Origin of the sequence: Aureimonas sp. AU22 (genome assembly GCF_001463745.1) — a bacterium.
Classification (GTDB): Bacteria; Pseudomonadota; Alphaproteobacteria; order Rhizobiales; family Rhizobiaceae; genus Aureimonas.
In genome coordinates this window covers 39,016-54,802 of record NZ_BBWJ01000026.1, presented here as the reverse complement: position 1 = coordinate 54,802, position 15,787 = coordinate 39,016, and the positions used below count along the sequence as shown (strand labels likewise).

General features: G+C 68.9%; 12 protein-coding genes and 1 tRNA gene. 9 read left to right on the top strand and 4 right to left on the bottom strand.

Annotation, left to right across the window (positions count from 1 at the left end; translation table 11 throughout):
- Nucleotides 1-8: 8 nt before the first annotated feature.
- Complete coding sequence (gene gltB / locus AUL34_RS09320) at nucleotides 9-4,667, bottom strand: glutamate synthase large subunit (RefSeq protein ID WP_244492506.1); 4,659 nt, start codon at nucleotides 4,665-4,667, stop codon at nucleotides 9-11.
- 386 nt (nucleotides 4,668-5,053) lie between these two features.
- On the opposite strand from gltB, the gene AUL34_RS09315 reads away from it, so the two are divergent.
- Nucleotides 5,054-6,103: a low specificity L-threonine aldolase gene (locus AUL34_RS09315; RefSeq protein WP_061933438.1), complete on the top strand. Its 1,050-nt coding sequence runs from the start codon at nucleotides 5,054-5,056 to the stop codon at nucleotides 6,101-6,103.
- 56 nt (nucleotides 6,104-6,159) lie between these two features.
- Here the strand turns inward: AUL34_RS09315 and AUL34_RS09310 are convergent, their stop codons facing one another.
- Complete coding sequence (locus AUL34_RS09310; protein WP_061933437.1) at nucleotides 6,160-6,624, bottom strand: Hsp20 family protein; 465 nt, start codon at nucleotides 6,622-6,624, stop codon at nucleotides 6,160-6,162.
- A gap of 563 nt (nucleotides 6,625-7,187) precedes the next feature.
- Between AUL34_RS09310 and AUL34_RS09305 the strand changes: the two genes are divergently transcribed.
- Nucleotides 7,188-8,276 (top strand): alpha/beta fold hydrolase, encoded by a 1,089-nt coding sequence (locus tag AUL34_RS09305; protein WP_061933436.1) that lies wholly within the window; start codon nucleotides 7,188-7,190, stop codon nucleotides 8,274-8,276.
- Here AUL34_RS09305 and hisN read toward each other — a convergent pair.
- Both hisN and AUL34_RS09295 read right to left on the bottom strand, forming a co-directional pair.
- Nucleotides 8,266-9,048 (bottom strand): histidinol-phosphatase, encoded by a 783-nt coding sequence (gene hisN / locus AUL34_RS09300; protein WP_061933435.1) that lies wholly within the window; start codon nucleotides 9,046-9,048, stop codon nucleotides 8,266-8,268. The two genes, AUL34_RS09305 and hisN, sit on opposite strands and share 11 nt — an antisense overlap.
- A 62-nt stretch (nucleotides 9,049-9,110) precedes the next feature.
- On the bottom strand, nucleotides 9,111-10,013 hold the full coding sequence (locus AUL34_RS09295; RefSeq protein ID WP_061933434.1) for an N-formylglutamate amidohydrolase: 903 nt from the start codon (nucleotides 10,011-10,013) through the stop codon (nucleotides 9,111-9,113).
- A 163-nt stretch (nucleotides 10,014-10,176) separates the two neighbouring features.
- Between AUL34_RS09295 and cpdR the strand changes: the two genes are divergently transcribed.
- From cpdR to AUL34_RS09265, 7 genes are all read left to right on the top strand, one after another.
- A complete protein-coding gene (gene cpdR, locus AUL34_RS09290; RefSeq protein ID WP_019996719.1) occupies nucleotides 10,177-10,542 on the top strand; it encodes a cell cycle two-component system response regulator CpdR in 366 nt (121 codons plus the stop codon).
- 83 nt (nucleotides 10,543-10,625) lie between these two features.
- Nucleotides 10,626-10,700: transfer RNA gene (locus tag AUL34_RS09285), tRNA-Val, on the top strand.
- Between the two features lie 281 nt (nucleotides 10,701-10,981).
- Nucleotides 10,982-11,215, top strand: a complete 234-nt coding sequence (locus tag AUL34_RS22750) for a hypothetical protein (protein WP_210168810.1) — start codon at nucleotides 10,982-10,984, stop codon at nucleotides 11,213-11,215.
- A 190-nt stretch (nucleotides 11,216-11,405) separates the two neighbouring features.
- A complete protein-coding gene (locus AUL34_RS09280) occupies nucleotides 11,406-12,170 on the top strand; it encodes a CDP-diacylglycerol diphosphatase (RefSeq protein WP_061933433.1) in 765 nt (254 codons plus the stop codon).
- Between the two features lie 311 nt (nucleotides 12,171-12,481).
- Nucleotides 12,482-13,873 (top strand): ethanolamine ammonia-lyase subunit EutB, encoded by a 1,392-nt coding sequence (locus AUL34_RS09275; RefSeq protein WP_061933432.1) that lies wholly within the window; start codon nucleotides 12,482-12,484, stop codon nucleotides 13,871-13,873.
- A gap of 5 nt (nucleotides 13,874-13,878) precedes the next feature.
- Complete coding sequence (gene eutC, locus AUL34_RS09270) at nucleotides 13,879-14,697, top strand: ethanolamine ammonia-lyase subunit EutC (protein ID WP_061933431.1); 819 nt, start codon at nucleotides 13,879-13,881, stop codon at nucleotides 14,695-14,697.
- Between the two features lie 110 nt (nucleotides 14,698-14,807).
- Nucleotides 14,808-15,737, top strand: a complete 930-nt coding sequence (locus AUL34_RS09265; protein ID WP_061933430.1) for a LysR family transcriptional regulator — start codon at nucleotides 14,808-14,810, stop codon at nucleotides 15,735-15,737.
- Nucleotides 15,738-15,787: the final 50 nt, after the last annotated feature.

The window sequence follows — 15,787 nt, the reverse complement described above, 5'->3', positions numbered from 1 at the left end:
CCGCGGCCCTACTCGGCCGCAACGCCCATGCGCATGCGCTCCATTTCGAGAAGCGCGCGGCGGTACTCCACCGGCATGACCTTCACGAACTTCGGGCGGTAGGTCTCCCAGTGCTCCAGCATCTCCTTCGCCCGGGTCGAGCCCGTGTAGTGGACATGGTTAGAGATCAGCTGGAACAAGCGCTCGTCGTCGTGGCCGGTCATGTTGGAGGACACGTCGACGCGTCCCTTGTGCTGGAGGTCACCGCCGTGGTGGTGCAGCTTTTCCAGGAGATCGTCCTCCTCCGGCACCGGCTCGAGCTCGACCATCGCCATGTTGCAGCGGTTGGCGAAGTTGCCTTCCGGGTCATAGACATAAGCGATGCCGCCCGACATGCCGGCCGCGAAGTTGCGGCCGGTATGCCCGAGGATCACCACCACGCCGCCGGTCATGTACTCGCAGCCGTGATCGCCCACGCCCTCGACGACGGCGATGGCGCCCGAGTTACGCACCGCGAAGCGCTCGCCGGCCACGCCCCGGAAGTAGCACTCGCCGGCAATCGCGCCATAGAGCACGGTGTTGCCGACGATGATTGACTCTTCCGGCACGATGCGCGTGTTGGCGCGCGGCCGGACGATGATCTTGCCGCCCGACAGGCCCTTGCCGACATAGTCGTTGCCGTCGCCGACGAGATCGAAGGTGACGCCCTTGGCGAGGAACGCCGCGAAGCTCTGGCCGGCGGTGCCCGTCAGCTTCACCTTGATTGTGTCGTCGGCGAGGCCCTTGTGGCCGAAGCGCTTGGCGACCTCGCCCGACAGCATTGCGCCGGCCGAGCGGTCGACGTTGCCGATCGCGGCCTCGATCTCGACCTGCTGGCGCGCGGTGAGCGCGGCCTGCGCCCCAGCGATCAGCTTGCGGTCGAGAACGTCGGCGATCGGATGCTCCTGGCGCTTCGTCCAGTAGGTCTCCTCCAGCGCGGCGTCCGGCTTGAAGAACATCTTGGAGAAGTCGAGCCCCTTGGCCTTCCAGTGGTCGATCATCTCCCGCTTGTCGAGCCGCTCGGAGCGGCCGACGAGCTCGGCGAGCGTGCGGACGCCCATACCCGCCATGATCTCGCGCACTTCCTCCGCGACGAAGAAGAAGAAGTTGATGACGTGCTCGGGCGTGCCCTTGAAGCGCGAGCGCAGGACCGGGTCCTGGGTCGCCACGCCCACCGGACACGTGTTCAGGTGGCACTTGCGCATCATGATGCAGCCGGCCGCGATCAGCGGACCCGTCGAGAAGCCGAACTCGTCGGCCCCGAGGAGCGCGCCGATCACGACGTCTCGGCCCGACCGGAGGCCGCCGTCGACCTGCAGCGCTATGCGAGAGCGCAGGCCGTTGAGCACCAGCGTCTGCTGGGTCTCGGCAAGGCCCATCTCCCAGGGGGAGCCGGCGTGCTTGATGGAGGTGAGCGGCGAGGCGCCCGTTCCCCCGTCGTAGCCCGACACGATGATGTGGTCGGCACGCGCCTTGGCGACGCCGGCGGCCACCGTGCCGACGCCGACCTCGGAGACGAGCTTCACCGAGATGTCGGCTTCCGGGTTGACGTTCTTCAGGTCGTAGATGAGCTGGGCCAGATCCTCGATCGAGTAGATGTCGTGGTGCGGCGGGGGCGAGATCAGGCCGACGCCCGGGGTCGAGTGCCGGGTCTTGGCGATGGTCGCGTCCACCTTGTGGCCGGGCAGCTGGCCGCCCTCGCCGGGCTTGGCCCCTTGCGCCACCTTGATCTGGAGCATGTCGGCGTTGACGAGATACTCGGTGGTCACGCCGAAGCGCCCCGACGCCACCTGCTTGATCGCCGAGCGCTCGGGGTTCTTCGAGCCGTCGGGCAGCTTGAGGTAGCGGTCCGGCTCCTCGCCGCCCTCGCCCGTGTTCGACTTGCCACCGATCCGGTTCATCGCCACGGCAAGCGTGGCATGCGCCTCACGGCTGATGGAGCCGAAGCTCATCGCGCCGGTCGAAAAGCGCTTGACGATCTCGGCGGCCGGCTCGACCTCGTCGAGCGGCACGGGCGAGAGGCCCATCTCTTCGGCGAGGCGCAGCTTGAACAGGCCGCGGATGGTGGAGTTGGCCACGGCCGACTCGTTCACGAGCGCGGCGTATTCCTTGTAGGTGTCGTAGCTGTCGAGGCGCACGGCGTGTTGCAGCGTCGCGACCGCGTCCGGCGACCAGATATGCGCCTCGCCGCGCATGCGGTAGGCGTATTCGCCGCCGACCTCGAGCGAGCGCGCCAGAACCGGATCGTCGGAGAAGGCGAGCGCATGGCGCTCCACCGTCTCGCGGGCGATCTCGTCGAGCCCGACACCCTCGATCGTGGTCGAGGTGCCGGCGAAGTAGCGCTTCACGAACTCGGACTTCAGGCCGATCGCGTCGAAGATCTGCGCGCCGCAATAGGACTGGTAGGTCGAGATGCCCATCTTGGACATGACCTTGAGGAGCCCCTTGCCGACCGACTTGATGAAGCGGCCGACCACTTCCTTGGCGTCGACCTCCGGCGGGAAGTCGCCGCGCGCATGCATGCCGAGCAGCGTGTCGAAGGCGAGATAGGGGTTGATCGCCTCGGCGCCGTAGCCCGCAAGGCACGCGAAGTGGTGGACCTCGCGCGGCTCGCCCGATTCCACCACGAGGCCGGCGGCGGTGCGCAGGCCCTTGCGGATCAGGTGATGGTGCACGGCGGCCGTGGCGAGAAGCGCGGGCAGCGGAATGCGGTCCGGGCCCATCTGGCGGTCGGACAGGATGATGATGTTGTAGCCGCCGACGACGGCGGCTTCCGCCCGCTCGCAGAGCCGGTCCAGCGCGCCCGCCATGCCCGCCGCGCCCTGCTCCGTCGGATAGGTCGTGTCGAGCGTCTTGGTGTCGAACCGGTCCTCGGTGTGGCCGATCGTGCGGATCTTCTCGAGATCCGCATTGGTCAGGATCGGCTGGCGCACCTCCAGCCGCTTGCGGCGCGAGGTGCCCTCGAGGTCGAGGATGTTCGGGCGCGGGCCGATGAAGGAGACGAGGCTCATCACCAGCTCCTCGCGGATCGGATCGATCGGCGGGTTGGTGACCTGCGCGAAGTTCTGCTTGAAGTAGGTGTAGAGGAGCTTCGACTTCTCGCTCATGGCGGAAATCGGCGTGTCCGTGCCCATCGAGCCGATGGCTTCCTGGCCGGTCGTGGCCATCGGCGCCATCAGGATGCGCGTGTCCTCCTGGCTGTAGCCGAAGGCCTGCTGGCGATCGAGAAGCGACACGTCGGCGCGGCTGGCGCGCGGCTGCACCGGCTTCAGGTCTTCGAGGATCAGCTGGGTGGAGCGCAGCCAGTCGCGATAGGGGTTGGCGCCCGCGATCTCGCTCTTGACCTCCTCGTCGGAGACGATGCGGCCCTTCTCGAGGTCGATCAGGAGCATGCGGCCGGGCTGCAGCCGCCACTTCTTCACGATGCGCTCCTCGGCGACCTCGAGCGTGCCGGCCTCGGAGGCGAGGATCACGAGGTCGTCGTCGGTCACGACGTAGCGTGCCGGACGCAGGCCGTTGCGGTCGAGCGTCGCGCCGATCTGGCGACCGTCGGTGAAGCACACGGCGGCCGGCCCGTCCCAGGGCTCCATCAGGGCCGCGTGGTACTCGTAGAAGGCCTGGCGCTCCGGGCTCATCTCCCGGTTGCCGGACCAGGCCTCGGGGATGAGCATCATCATCGCATGAGCGAGCGGGTAGCCGCCCTGCGTCAGGAATTCGAGCGCGTTGTCGAAGCAGGCGGTGTCGGACTGACCCTCGTAGGAGATCGGCCAGAGCTTGGAGATGTCGTTGCCGAAGAGCTCGGAATCCACCGACGCCTGCCGGGCCGCCATCCAGTTGACGTTGCCGCGCAGCGTGTTGATCTCGCCGTTGTGCGCGACCATCCGATAGGGATGCGCGAGGCGCCAGGACGGGAAGGTGTTGGTGGAGAAGCGCTGGTGCACCAGCGCCAACGCCGAGGTGAAGCGCGGGTCCTTCAGGTCCTTGTAGTAGGCGCCGACCTGGTAGGACAGGAACATGCCCTTGTAGACGATCGTGCGCGCCGACAGCGACACGACGTAGAAGTCGGTGTCGACCGACTGCGCCTCGGCATGGACGCGGTTCGAGACGACCTTGCGGATGATGTAGAGCCTGCGCTCGAAATCGTCGTCCGAAGCGACGTTTGCCGGACGGCCGATGAAGACCTGCCGGTGGCAGGGCTCGGTCGCCGCGATCTCGGGGGCCTTCGACAGCGACGAATTGTCCACCGGCACGTCGCGCCAGCCGAGCACGGGGCAGCCTTCCTCGGCGGCCGCGGCCTCGAAGATCGCCTTGAAGTGGAGGCGGCGCGCCTCGTCCTGCGGCATGAACACGAAGCCGACGCCATAGTGCCCGGACGCGGGCAGCTCGATGCCTTGCGCGGCCATCTCGGCTGTGAAGAAGTCGTGCGGGATCTGCACCAGCATGCCGGCACCGTCGCCCATCAACGGATCGGCGCCGACCGCCCCGCGATGCTCGAGGTTGTGCAGGATCTTCAGCCCCTTCTCGACGATCGAGTGGGACTTCTGGTTCTTCATATGAGCGATGAAGCCGACGCCGCAGGCATCGCTCTCGTTCGCCGGATCGTAGAGGCCTTGGGGCTCCGGCAGGCGACGCGGTTTGACGGCGCCCATCGCGGTGTTGATGGCCGCAGTGGCCCCACCCTCGATGATGGATGGCGTTTCGATCGTCATCGCGTGTCTCCCTGTCTCGTCGTCGCCCAGAGGCTGGAGCAACCTTGGTTCTTCGGGCAGGACTTCGGCGCCCGGACGGCCCTTTTGCCACCGCGCGCCGCGCATGCCCATGGATCAATCGAAGCGCCCGCTCTCCCGGCGCCCGCCAGCGGCGTCGTCCCGGAGACGGCCGCCCCATATAGGGCAGCATTGCTGACCTATTTCCCGCTTATGCCAGAGTTAAGCCCGAGCGGCAAGAGCGGTTCTAACGTCCTCGAGCTTTCCATGCAAAGCGGCCGGGCCGGAGGGGCTTTGACGACGCGCCACGCGCGCGTTAGTCAGCCCGCATGATCTTTGCATCCGACAACTGGTCCGGCGCCCATCCCGCCGTCACGCAATCGCTGGCCACGCACGGCGCGGGCATGGCCGCGGCCTACGGGGCGAGCGACATCGACAAGGCGGTGGAGCGGCGCTTCAACGAGATCTTCGAGCGCGAGGTCGCCGTCTATTTCGTCGGCACGGGCACGGCGGCGAACTCCTTGTCCTTTGCCGCCGTCAACCGGCCGGGCGGCGTCGTCATGTGTCACCGCGAGGCGCATGTGGCGCAGGACGAGTGCGGCGCGCCGGAATTCTTCACCCACGGCGCGCGCATGGTGCCGGTGGAGGGCGCCCTCGGGCGCATGGACCCCGGCCACCTCGTCTCCGAGCTCGCGCGCTTCCGGCCGGGCTTCGTGCATGCGGGCCAGCCGATGGCGATCTCGCTCTCCCAGGCCACCGAAGCCGGCACGCTCTATTCCACGGGCGAGATCGCGGCGATCGGCGAGATCGCCCATGAACGCGGCCTCGCGCTCCACATGGACGGGGCGCGCTTCGCCAACGCGCTCGCCGCCTCCAACGCCTCGCCGGCCGAGATGACCTGGCGCGCCGGCGTCGACATCCTCTCCTTCGGGGCCACCAAGAACGGCTGCTGGTGCGCGGAAGCCGTCGTGTTCTTCGATCCGAAACAGGCGGAGCAGTTCCCCTATATCCGCAAGCGCGGGGCGCAGCTCTTCTCCAAGACGCGCTTCATGGCGGCCCAGTTCGCGGCCTATCTCGACGGCAGCCTGTGGCTGGAGCTCGCCGCCCACGCCAATGCGATGGCCGATGCCCTGCGGGCCGGCATCGCGCGCTCCACCCATGCGCGCCAAGCCTGGGACACGCGCTCCAACGAGATCTTCGCCGTCATCGAGCTTGCCACGGCCGAGCGGCTGCGGGCGGAGGGCGCGACCTTCTACGACTGGAACCCGCCGCACGACATGCCGGGGCTGATGGCGACAGGCGAAGGCCTCTACCGCCTCGTCACCAGCTGGTCCACCGAACGGGCGGACGTCGACCGCTTCTGTGCGCTGATCGCCTGAATACGAAAACGGCGCCCCGAGGGGCGCCGTCCGTCTGTCGTCATCCGTGTCCCGGATCAGGCGGCGGTCGCCTCGATCGCCTTGGCCTCGTTGCCGTTGGCGGTCGTGATGGCGATCCGGCGCGGCTTCAGCGCTTCCGGCACGATGCGGGCGAGGTCGATGTGGAGGAGCCCGTTCTTGAGGCTCGCACCCTTCACCTCGACATGCTCGGCCAGCTGGAAGCGGCGCTCGAAGGCGCGGCCCGCGATGCCGCGATACAGGAACTCCGAACCGCCGGCGGCGTCCTCGCCCTTCTCGCCCTTCACGGTCAGCGTGTTCTCACGCGACTCGATCGAGAGTTCGGCATCGGAGAAGCCTGCCACCGCCATGGTGATGCGGTAGGTGGTCTCGCCGGTCCGCTCGATGTTGTAGGGCGGATAGCTCTGGGCGGTCTCGGCGTTGCCGGCCGCGTCGAGCATGGAGAAGAGCCGGTCGAAACCGACGGTGGAGCGGTAGAGAGGGGCAAAGTCGAACTGACGCATGGGTGTTCTCCATTGAGCAACGGTTTTGCGTGTTTGACCCGTCGACCATGAGGCCCCGCGGATGAGCGGCGGCCGGTCCGTCCGGGCCAGCGATCCCGCTATCGGGCGATCGCTGAGGCAAACATGGGAGGGCCGAAAAGCGCCTTCAAGAGATCGCGCCAGCCTCGCGATCAGATTTTTTCCGGAAGCCATCTCAACGGTTTAACACCTGCGTCACGGCTGAACGGCGGATGAACGCGCCCTTCGGCAGTCGTTCACCTCGGCTCCCCTAGAACGCCGATCACCGGAGAGCGGGATCGCGTCCCCTCCCGGCGCGCAAGGCTCACGAGGCACCGCGCGCCCGGCGGCCCGAAACGGACAGCCCGGCTTCCCTTCACGCGAACGATCGGGGCGTCCCGTCCCTTCCGTCCCGGTCGCCAGGGGTCGAGAGTCCGAGATGGCTCTCGACCCCGCTCTTTTCGTCCGACGGGTGGCGAGTTGCCTTCAACCGGCCGCCGCTCTGCGATAGAGCCTTGGAACGGCCCCGCCGACGGGCGCCGCCCCTATGCCGCGACGGAGCCGCCGTGCCCGAATCCCCCGACGCCTTCGTCACCCACGACCTCAACCCCGCGCCGGCGGGGCTCGAGACCGGGCATCACGACCTCGGGCGGGGCGTGCGCCTGCGCTACGCGATCGGCCGGGGGCCTGCCGAGATGACGAGCCGCGGCACCGTCCTCGTGCTGCAGGGGCGCAACGAGGCGGTCGAGAAGTACTACGAGACGATCGCCGACCTGAACCGCCAGGGCTTCACCGTGGCGAGCTTCGACTGGCGCGGCCAGGGTGGCTCGGGGCGCGAGACCTTTCTGCCGGGCATCGGCCATGTCGGCCGCCTGTCGCATTACGTGGACGATCTCGAGCGCTTCCTGCGCGAGGTGGTGATGGACCGGTGTCCGCCGCCCTATGCGATCCTCGCCCATTCCATGGGCGGGCTGGTGGCGCTGTCGGCCACGGAGCGCCTCTCGCCCCTTGTCCAGCGCATGGTGCTGACGGCCCCGCTCGTGGCCCTGCCGGGATCGGCGGGCCTGCGGCGCCTGAGGAGCGCCGTCGCCGGCCTGCTTCACGGGTGCGGGCTCGGTTTCGTGCCGCTGCGCCGCGTGCGCCGGCTCGATGCGGCCGCGCCGATCGCCGGCAACGTCCTGTCGAGCGACGCCAGACGATCCGAGCGCAACCGCGCCCTGCAGACCGCCGCGCCCTGGCTGTTCGTCGAGGGTCTCTCGGCCTCCTGGCTGTGGGCGGTGCTGCGCGCCGCACGTCGCCTGGACGATTCCGACCGCATCGCGCGCCTCGACCTTCCGACCCTGTTCCTTCTGCCGGGCGACGACCGCGTCGTCTCGACGGCGGCGGCCGAGCGCCTCGCCTGGCGCATGCGTTCGGGCCATTCGATCCGCGTCGCGGGCGCCCGGCACGAACTCCTGCAGGAGGCCGACCGGTTCCGCGAGCCGGCGCTGGCCGCGATCGAGGCCTTCCTGGCCGAAGCACTGCCGAGATCCATGCCCCTGCCCCCGATCGACGAGGCGCTGATCGGCGCGGCGGTGGTCGCCGAGGCGGCGACCGAGCCCCCGGGCGCGAGCGAACCCGTCGCGGCGACCGAGGCCGCGCCCGTCAGCCGTTGAGGATGCGCAGCGCCGCCTCGTGAAGGGCCGGCGTTGCGGCCGCCACCACGTCGCCGCCGTTTTCCGGCCGCTCGCCGGAGAAGGTGGTGATCACCCCGCCCGCCCGCTCCACGATCGGCGTCAGCGCCACGATGTCGTAGGGCTGGAGCCCCGGCTCGACGCAGATGTCGACATGGCCGGCGGCGAGCATCGCGAAGGCGTAGCAGTCCGCTCCGAAGCGGGTCAGCCGAACCTGGTCGACGAGGCTCTGGAAGCGGTCCTTCAGCCCGCCCTTGAAGAGTTCGGGCGCCGAGGAGAACAGGGTGGCATGGGCAAGGCCCCCGACGTCGCGCACCCGCAGCGGCTTCTGCCCCAGCGGCCCGTCACCGAAGGCCCCGTCCGGCGTCGCCCAGAACCGCTCGCGCGTGTAGGGCTGGCTCATGATGCCGATTTCGGCACGCCCGGCGACCGTCAGCCCGATCAGCGTGCCCCAGACCGGCACGCCGCAGATGAAGGGGCGCGTGCCGTCCACCGGATCGATCACCCAGAGGTGGTCGCCCGAGCCCGAGAGGCCGAATTCCTCGCCGAGGATCGCATGGGCGGGATACTCGGCCTCGATCAGCGCGCGGATCGCCTTCTCCGCCTCGCGGTCGGCCTCCGTCACCGGGTCGAACGTGTAGCCTTCCTTGGGCTTGGACTCGATGTGAAGCGCGGTGCGGAAGCGCGGCAGCGTTTCCCTGGCGGCGGCGTCCGCCAGGCGGAACAGGAAGGCGGCATCGGGAAGGGTGGTCATCGGCGGGTCTCCTGGCGGGGGCCCCGTCTATAGGATGATCGCTCCGACCTGGCGAGACCGCGCTACTCGGCGGCGGCGGGCCGATGGAGCTCCGCCTCGACCTCGGCCGTGAAGCAGGACACGAACTCCCAGAGGATGCGCCGGAAATGGCCGAAGGCGGCGTGGGGCACGAAGTTGCGCTCGTCGGCATAGAGCGCCCGGTTGATCTCGAGCTGGATGGCATGGACCCCGGCGCGCGGGCGTCCGTAGCGCTCGGTGATGTAGCCGCCGGCATAGGGCTTGTTGCGCGTCACATCCAGCCCGAGCGCAGAGAGGCGCTGGGTCGCCATCGCCACGTAATGGTGCGCGGCGCTCGTGCCGAAGCGGTCGCCCACCACGATGTCGGCCTTCGGGCCGCCCGGCATCGGGCGCACGGAGGACGGCATCGAATGGCAGTCGATCAGGATCGCGAAGCCGAAGGTGCGGCGCGTCGTCTCCACGAGGCGCTCCAGCGTCTGGTGGAAGGGCATGTAGATCGTCTCGATCCGCGCCAGCGCATCGGCGACCGGAATGCGCCCGGCGTAGATCTCCTCGCGCTCTGCGACGATGCGCGGGATCGTGCCGAGCCCGCCGGCGACGCGCACGGATGCCGAGTTCACCTTCGCGGGAAGCGCCTCCGAGAACATCGCCGGGTCGAGCTCGTAGGGCTCGCGGTTGACGTCGAGATAGGCCCTGGGAAAGCGCGCGACCAGCATCGGCGCGCCGAGCGCGGGCACGAAGTCGAAGAGCTGGTCGACGAAGAGGTCCTCGGACCGGCGGATCGCCGAGGGGCCGAGGCGGCTCTGGGCGAGGAAGGCGGATGGATAGGCCCGGCCGCTATGGGGCGACGAGAACACGAAAGGGCTCGTCTGGCGCGTCGGCTCGATCACTTCGAAGGCGGGGCACGGGCCTGCGGCGGTTTCCAGGTGCGGGGCTGCGACGTCCAAATGCACTCCCCTTCATTTCCCTTTCGCAAACCGCGTTGGCGAGGAGATAGGGCTGTCCCCGCCCACGAACATTCCATTTAGCTCTTGCTTAAGCAATCTGCTAAAAGGTTCACTGCAGCACAGGCTTCACGTCCGGCATGGGCCGCGACAATCAGGTTACGAGATGTATAAGATCCTTCTGGCCGAAGACGACAACGACATGCGCCGCTTCCTGGCCAAGGCCCTGGAGAAGGCCGGCTACGAGGTGACCGCCTACGACAACGGCGGCAGCGCCTACGAGCGTCTTCGCGAGGAGCCGTTCTCGTTGCTCCTGACCGACATCGTGATGCCGGAGATGGACGGCATCGAGCTGGCGCGCCGCGCGACCGAGCTCGATCCCGACCTCAAGGTGATGTTCATCACGGGCTTTGCCGCCGTGGCGCTGAACCCGGATTCCAAGGCTCCGAAGGACGCCAAGATCCTGTCGAAGCCCTTCCACCTGCGCGAGCTGGTGGAGGAGGTCGGCAAGATGCTCCAGGACGCCGCCTGATTTTTTTGGCTCCGGCGGTCACGAGCGGCGCAAACGGTCTTGACCGCCCCGCGCCTCATATGGTGTAAGCCGCTTCATCGAATGGGCGCGTAGCTCAGCGGGAGAGCACTGCATTGACATTGCAGGGGTCACAGGTTCAATCCCTGTCGCGCCCACCATTCGATCCCTGAATTTCGTTCCGTCCTCACGAAATTCACGCCTGCCTCGGCGAGCCAAGGCCTTCCTCTCAGAATGACCCGCACCCTCATCGCGATGGGTGCCGCTCGATAGGATCTGGGCGGTCGTGCTCGCGTTCCAGGCGAAGCGCGATTCTCGAAGAGGCCACGGCCTGATCGCACGACCGGCGCGACCGCGTTAACCATAGGGCGTCGGGAGCCATTGCCCGATCCATGATCGGATGCATTGTCTGTCGCAATCAACGGACAGGCTGTGCCACGCCATGCTCTTGCAATCGACATCGTGGTCGGTGAACCACTGGGCGCTCTGGTTCGCCTGGCGTCCGGTAATGGCATTCAGCGGCGATCCGGATCGCCCGTTCCGCCGCCTGTGGTTGAGCCGGGTCTACCGCCGGCGGCATCGAAGGGGCCAGTGGCAATACAAGACGTTCGAGTGCCAAGCCCTGGAGGCGGCGCTGGAGCGACCGCAGCCGCGCTCCTCGTCGCAAGGCGGATGACGACGGCCGGCCAGCTGCCATGCCCGGGAAGGTCGGGCTCCGCCCGGACGATGGCCCCTTGCGGGCGACGGGGCGGCGATGGGGGGCAAGGCGCCTTCGCACCGGCCGGGAGGCGGCGCTTTGGGCTCGCAATGGGCGCCTCATAGCTGTTTAAGGAACGCCTCGCGTTTTCGGTATTCGGACTTGCCTCATGCGTCGACGGACCCTTGCGACCCTCGCTGCGCTCGCCCTTTCGGCGATCGGCGTGATCGCAGCCCATGCTTTCGATCGATCCGCGCTCGCACTCGTCCTGACCGCTTGCCGCGCGTCGTGGCAATACGTGTCCTCGCCCCTGCCGTGCCTGAAGGTCGAAGCCCCGACGGCCGATCTCTCCGCCTATGCCGTCCTGCGGGAGCCGCTCCAGAAGCAACGCACGATCCTCGCGCCGCTTGCGGACATCTCGGGCATCGAAGATCGGCGGCTCCTGCGGTCCGGTGCTCCCGACTTCTTCGCGCTCGCCTGGGGGGAGCGCCGGTGGGTTCTGGGCGACACGGCAGATGAGCCCATCCCGGACGGGTTCGCGCTCGCGATGAACCCGGAGAAGGCGCGCTCGCAGGATCGTCTGCACGTCCATATCGCGTGCCTTTCGCCGAAGGTTCAGACACCGCTCGCGCAGCGGATCGCCTCGATCAGCCCGCAACGCTTCACCGATCTCGGCATCCGCTTGCGAGGTCGGGTGATCTGGGCGATGCGGGTGGATACGGACGACGCGGCCAGCTTCAATCCGCTGGATCTCCTCGCCGCGAGGATGCCCGGCGCGGACGCGGCGATGGGCAGCCATTACCTGATCGCCACGAAACAGCGACTCCCCGACGGCAGATCGACCTTCGTGCTTCTCACCAACTTCGTCCCGCCGGGGGCGCGCCACTTCTATTCCGTCGAGTCGCTTCTCGATCCGTCCTGCTCGCGGCTTTGACGACGCCGCGACGCCGGCGTTCTCGTCTCGCCCCCGCCCCCGCCCGCGCGAGCCGATCGGCGGGAGGCTGGCACCGGCGTCGCCTGGGCCTAGCGGGCAGCCCCCAAGCCTCGGTGACCCCGGCATCGTGCGCCTCGGGAACATCCGAACGCGCTTGACGGACAAGGCTGAGCTTTCCATCCTGATCGCGACCTCGCAAGGCCCTGGGCCCCTCGTCTTCCGCCCCTTCGCCTTCCTGCGTCCCGCGATCGCCGTCCGCCCCTCCGGGGGCGCAGTCGACACCCGAGCCCTCCGGTCCAGGAAAGGCGCCGATGGCCTATCAACTCGATCGCGGCGGGAGGCGGTTCGTCTTTGCCGATCTCCGCACGCTTCTCGCCAAGGCCTCGCCCGAGCGCTCGGGAGACGTGCTGGCGGGCGTCGCCGCGGCCGACAGTCAGGAGCGCGCCGCGGCCCAGCTCGTGCTGGCCGACCTGCCCCTCAAGACCTTCCTCCGGGAAGCGGTCGTGCCCTACGAGGCGGACGAGGTGACGCGGCTCATCCTCGACACCCACGACGCGGCAGCCTTCGCGCCGGTTTCGCACATGACCGTCGGCGACTTCCGGAACTGGCTCCTGTCGGACGCGGCGGACGCCGCGGCGCTGGCAAGCCTTGCCGCGGGGCTGACGCCCGAGATGGTGGCGGGCGTATCCAAGATCTGCCGCAACCAGGATCTCGTCCTCGTGGCCCGCAAGTGCCGGGTGGTCACCCGGTTCCGCAGCACGATCGGCCTGCCCGGTCGCCTCTCGACGCGGCTCCAGCCCAACCACCCGACGGATTCGGCGGCCGGGATCGCCGCATCGATCCTTGACGGGCTGATGTATGGATCCGGCGACGCCACGATCGGCGTCAACCCGGCCACCGACAGCGTGCCCGCGGTGACCCGGCTCGTCCATATGCTCGGCGAAATCATCGAGCGCTACCAGATCCCGACGCAGTCCTGCGTCCTGACGCATGTGACGACGGCGATCGATCTGATCGGGCGCGGCGTGCCGGTGGACCTCGTGTTCCAGTCGATCGCCGGCACGCAGGGCGCCAACCGCTCCTTCGGCGTCTCGCTCTCGACACTTCGCGAAGGCTACGAGGCGGCGGCGAGCCTGCGGCGCGGCACGATCGGCGACAACGCGATGTATTTCGAGACCGGCCAGGGGTCGTGCCTCTCGGCCGGCGCCCACCACGGCGTCGACCAGCAGACGCTGGAGGCGCGTGCCTACGCCGTGGCCCGCCCCTTCCGTCCGCTTCTCGTCAACACCGTGGTCGGCTTCATCGGCCCGGAATACCTCTACGACGGCCGCCAGATCATCCGCGCCGGGCTGGAGGACCATTTCTGCGGCAAGCTGATGGGCCTGCAGATGGGCTGCGACATCTGCTACACCAACCATGCCGAGGCCGACCAGAACGACATGGACACGCTTCTGACGCTTCTGGGCGTGGCGGGCGTCAGCTTCATCATGGGCATTCCCGGCTCCGACGACATCATGCTGAACTACCAGACGACCTCGTTCCACGACGCGCTCTATGCCCGAAAGGTGCTGGGCCTGCGGCCGGCACCCGAGTTCGAGCGCTGGCTGGAGGAGGCCGGCATCTTCGAGCGCGGCGAGACGCTGCGGCTCGGCAGCGCCATGCCGGCATCCTTCGAGCGCGCGATCGGCATGGGCGGGGCCTGAGCGCGATGGCCGAGGAAGACAAGCCCGCGCCGGCGGTCGTCGCCAATCCCTGGGCCGCGCTGCGCCGGCATACGTCGGCGCGCATCGCCCTCGGGCGCGCCGGCACCAGCCTGCCGACCGCCCCGCATCTCGAGTTCCAGTTCGCCCATGCGCAGGCGCGCAGCGCCGTGCATCGCGCCCTCGACGCGCAAGGCTTGAGCGATGCCGTCGCCCGCCTCGGACAAACCTGCGTGGCGCTCCACTCCCAGGCCGCCGATCGCCCGACCTATCTGCAGCGGCCGGACGCCGGGCGCGTCCTCGACGAGCCGTCCCGCGTGCGTCTTCGGCAGGCGGCGGCAGGCTTGGACGGCGTCGACGTCGCGCTGGTGATCGGCGACGGCCTGTCGGCCCTCGCCGTCGAAACCAACGCCGTGCCCTTTCTTCAGGCGCTGCTGCCCCTCCTCGAGGCCCGGGGCTGGACGCTCGCGCCGATCGCGGTGGTTGGCCAGGCGCGCGTCGCGATCGGCGACGAGATCGGCGAGGCGTTCGGCGCGCGCGCGGTGGTGGTGCTGATCGGCGAGCGGCCGGGCCTGTCCTCGCCGGACAGCCTCGGGCTCTACCTGACGCTCGCGCCCCGTCCCGGCCTCACGGACGAATCGCGCAACTGCATCTCCAACATCCGGGCGGAGGGCCTGGCTCCGGCGCGCGCCGCGCAGAAAGCCGCCTACCTCCTCGCCGAGGCGTTCCGGCGCAACCTGTCAGGCGTCGCGCTGAAGGACGAGGAGGAGGCCGATGCGGGGCTGGAGGCCGGCGACGGCGGCAACTTCCTGACCGAAGGCGGCTGATCCGCCCGGCCCTCCCCGCACGGGCCGGCGTTGCCCGCGCGCCCCCGGCCCGCTACCTCTCGGCGGGACGCCCGCCGCCGCGCGGCGATCCGGCGTGGCGCGGAGGCCCGATGCAGATCCGACATCTCCGATATTTCGTGACGCTCGCCCGCCTCGGCCATTTCCGGCGCGCGGCGGAAAGCTGCGGCGTCACGCAGCCGACGCTGTCGGCCGGCATCGCGTCGCTCGAGACCGCGCTCGGCGTCGGGCTCGTGCGCCGGGATCGACGCTATGTCGGGCTGACAGTCGAGGGCGAGGCGGCGCTGCCCTGGGCGCAGCAGATGCTGTCCGACTGCGACGGGATGCTGCGGGCGGCGGGCAAGCCCGGCATCGGTCTCACCGGACGCCTCCGGCTCGGCGTCATCCCCGCCGCCATGCCGGCGGTCGGCGCCCTCGCGCCGGTGCTGGCAGGCGACCATCCAGATCTTCAGCTCGTGATCCTGTCGATGACATCGCGCGAGATCGAGCGCGCGCTCCACGCCCACGACATCGACGGCGGCGTCACCTATCTCGAGAACGAGCCGCTGACCGGCGTCATCGCCTGGACCTTCTACGAGGAGCGCTACCGCTTCGCGACGCCCGCCGAGGGCCCCTTCGCGGGACGCCAGGCGGTCTCCTGGGCGGAAGCCGCCGCCTCGCCGCTCTGCCTTCTCACCCGCGACATGCAGAACCGCCGCATCCTCGACGCGCAGATGACGAGCATCGGCATGGACGTCCTGCCCCGCGCCACGGCCAATTCCTACACCGCGCTCCTGTCCATGGTGCGCATGGGCGAGATGTCCTCGATCCTGCCCCACAGCCACGCCGGCACCGCCGAGCGCGACCCGGCGATCCTCATCCTGCCCTTCGACGACCCCTCGCCGCCCCAGGCCGTCGGGCTCGTGGTTCTCGATCGCCATCCCATGTCGGCGCAGAGCCGGGCGATCCTCACCTGTGCGCGTTCGGCCGAGTTTCGCAGGCGGATCGAGCCCCTGCGCGGCGACGACCAAGTGCCAGCGTGATCGAGAACGTCTATCATCGATCGTCCCGGCAACATTTGACGCATTCTAAA

What these genes read in the sequence shown, in the direction of transcription:
- AUL34_RS22750 (WP_210168810.1), top strand. Translation starts at nt 10,982, where the DNA reads ATGCTCTTGCAATCGACATCGTGGTCGGTGAACCACTGGGCGCTCTGG.
- AUL34_RS09280 (WP_061933433.1), top strand. Translation starts at nt 11,406, where the DNA reads ATGCGTCGACGGACCCTTGCGACCCTCGCTGCGCTCGCCCTTTCGGCG.
- AUL34_RS09310 (WP_061933437.1), bottom strand. Translation starts at nt 6,624, where the DNA reads ATGCGTCAGTTCGACTTTGCCCCTCTCTACCGCTCCACCGTCGGTTTC.
- cpdR (WP_019996719.1), top strand. Translation starts at nt 10,177, where the DNA reads ATGTATAAGATCCTTCTGGCCGAAGACGACAACGACATGCGCCGCTTC.
- hisN (WP_061933435.1), bottom strand. Translation starts at nt 9,048, where the DNA reads ATGACCACCCTTCCCGATGCCGCCTTCCTGTTCCGCCTGGCGGACGCC.
- AUL34_RS09265 (WP_061933430.1), top strand. Translation starts at nt 14,808, where the DNA reads ATGCAGATCCGACATCTCCGATATTTCGTGACGCTCGCCCGCCTCGGC.
- AUL34_RS09275 (WP_061933432.1), top strand. Translation starts at nt 12,482, where the DNA reads ATGGCCTATCAACTCGATCGCGGCGGGAGGCGGTTCGTCTTTGCCGAT.
- AUL34_RS09315 (WP_061933438.1), top strand. Translation starts at nt 5,054, where the DNA reads ATGATCTTTGCATCCGACAACTGGTCCGGCGCCCATCCCGCCGTCACG.
- eutC (WP_061933431.1), top strand. Translation starts at nt 13,879, where the DNA reads ATGGCCGAGGAAGACAAGCCCGCGCCGGCGGTCGTCGCCAATCCCTGG.
- gltB (WP_244492506.1), bottom strand. Translation starts at nt 4,667, where the DNA reads ATGGGCGCCGTCAAACCGCGTCGCCTGCCGGAGCCCCAAGGCCTCTAC.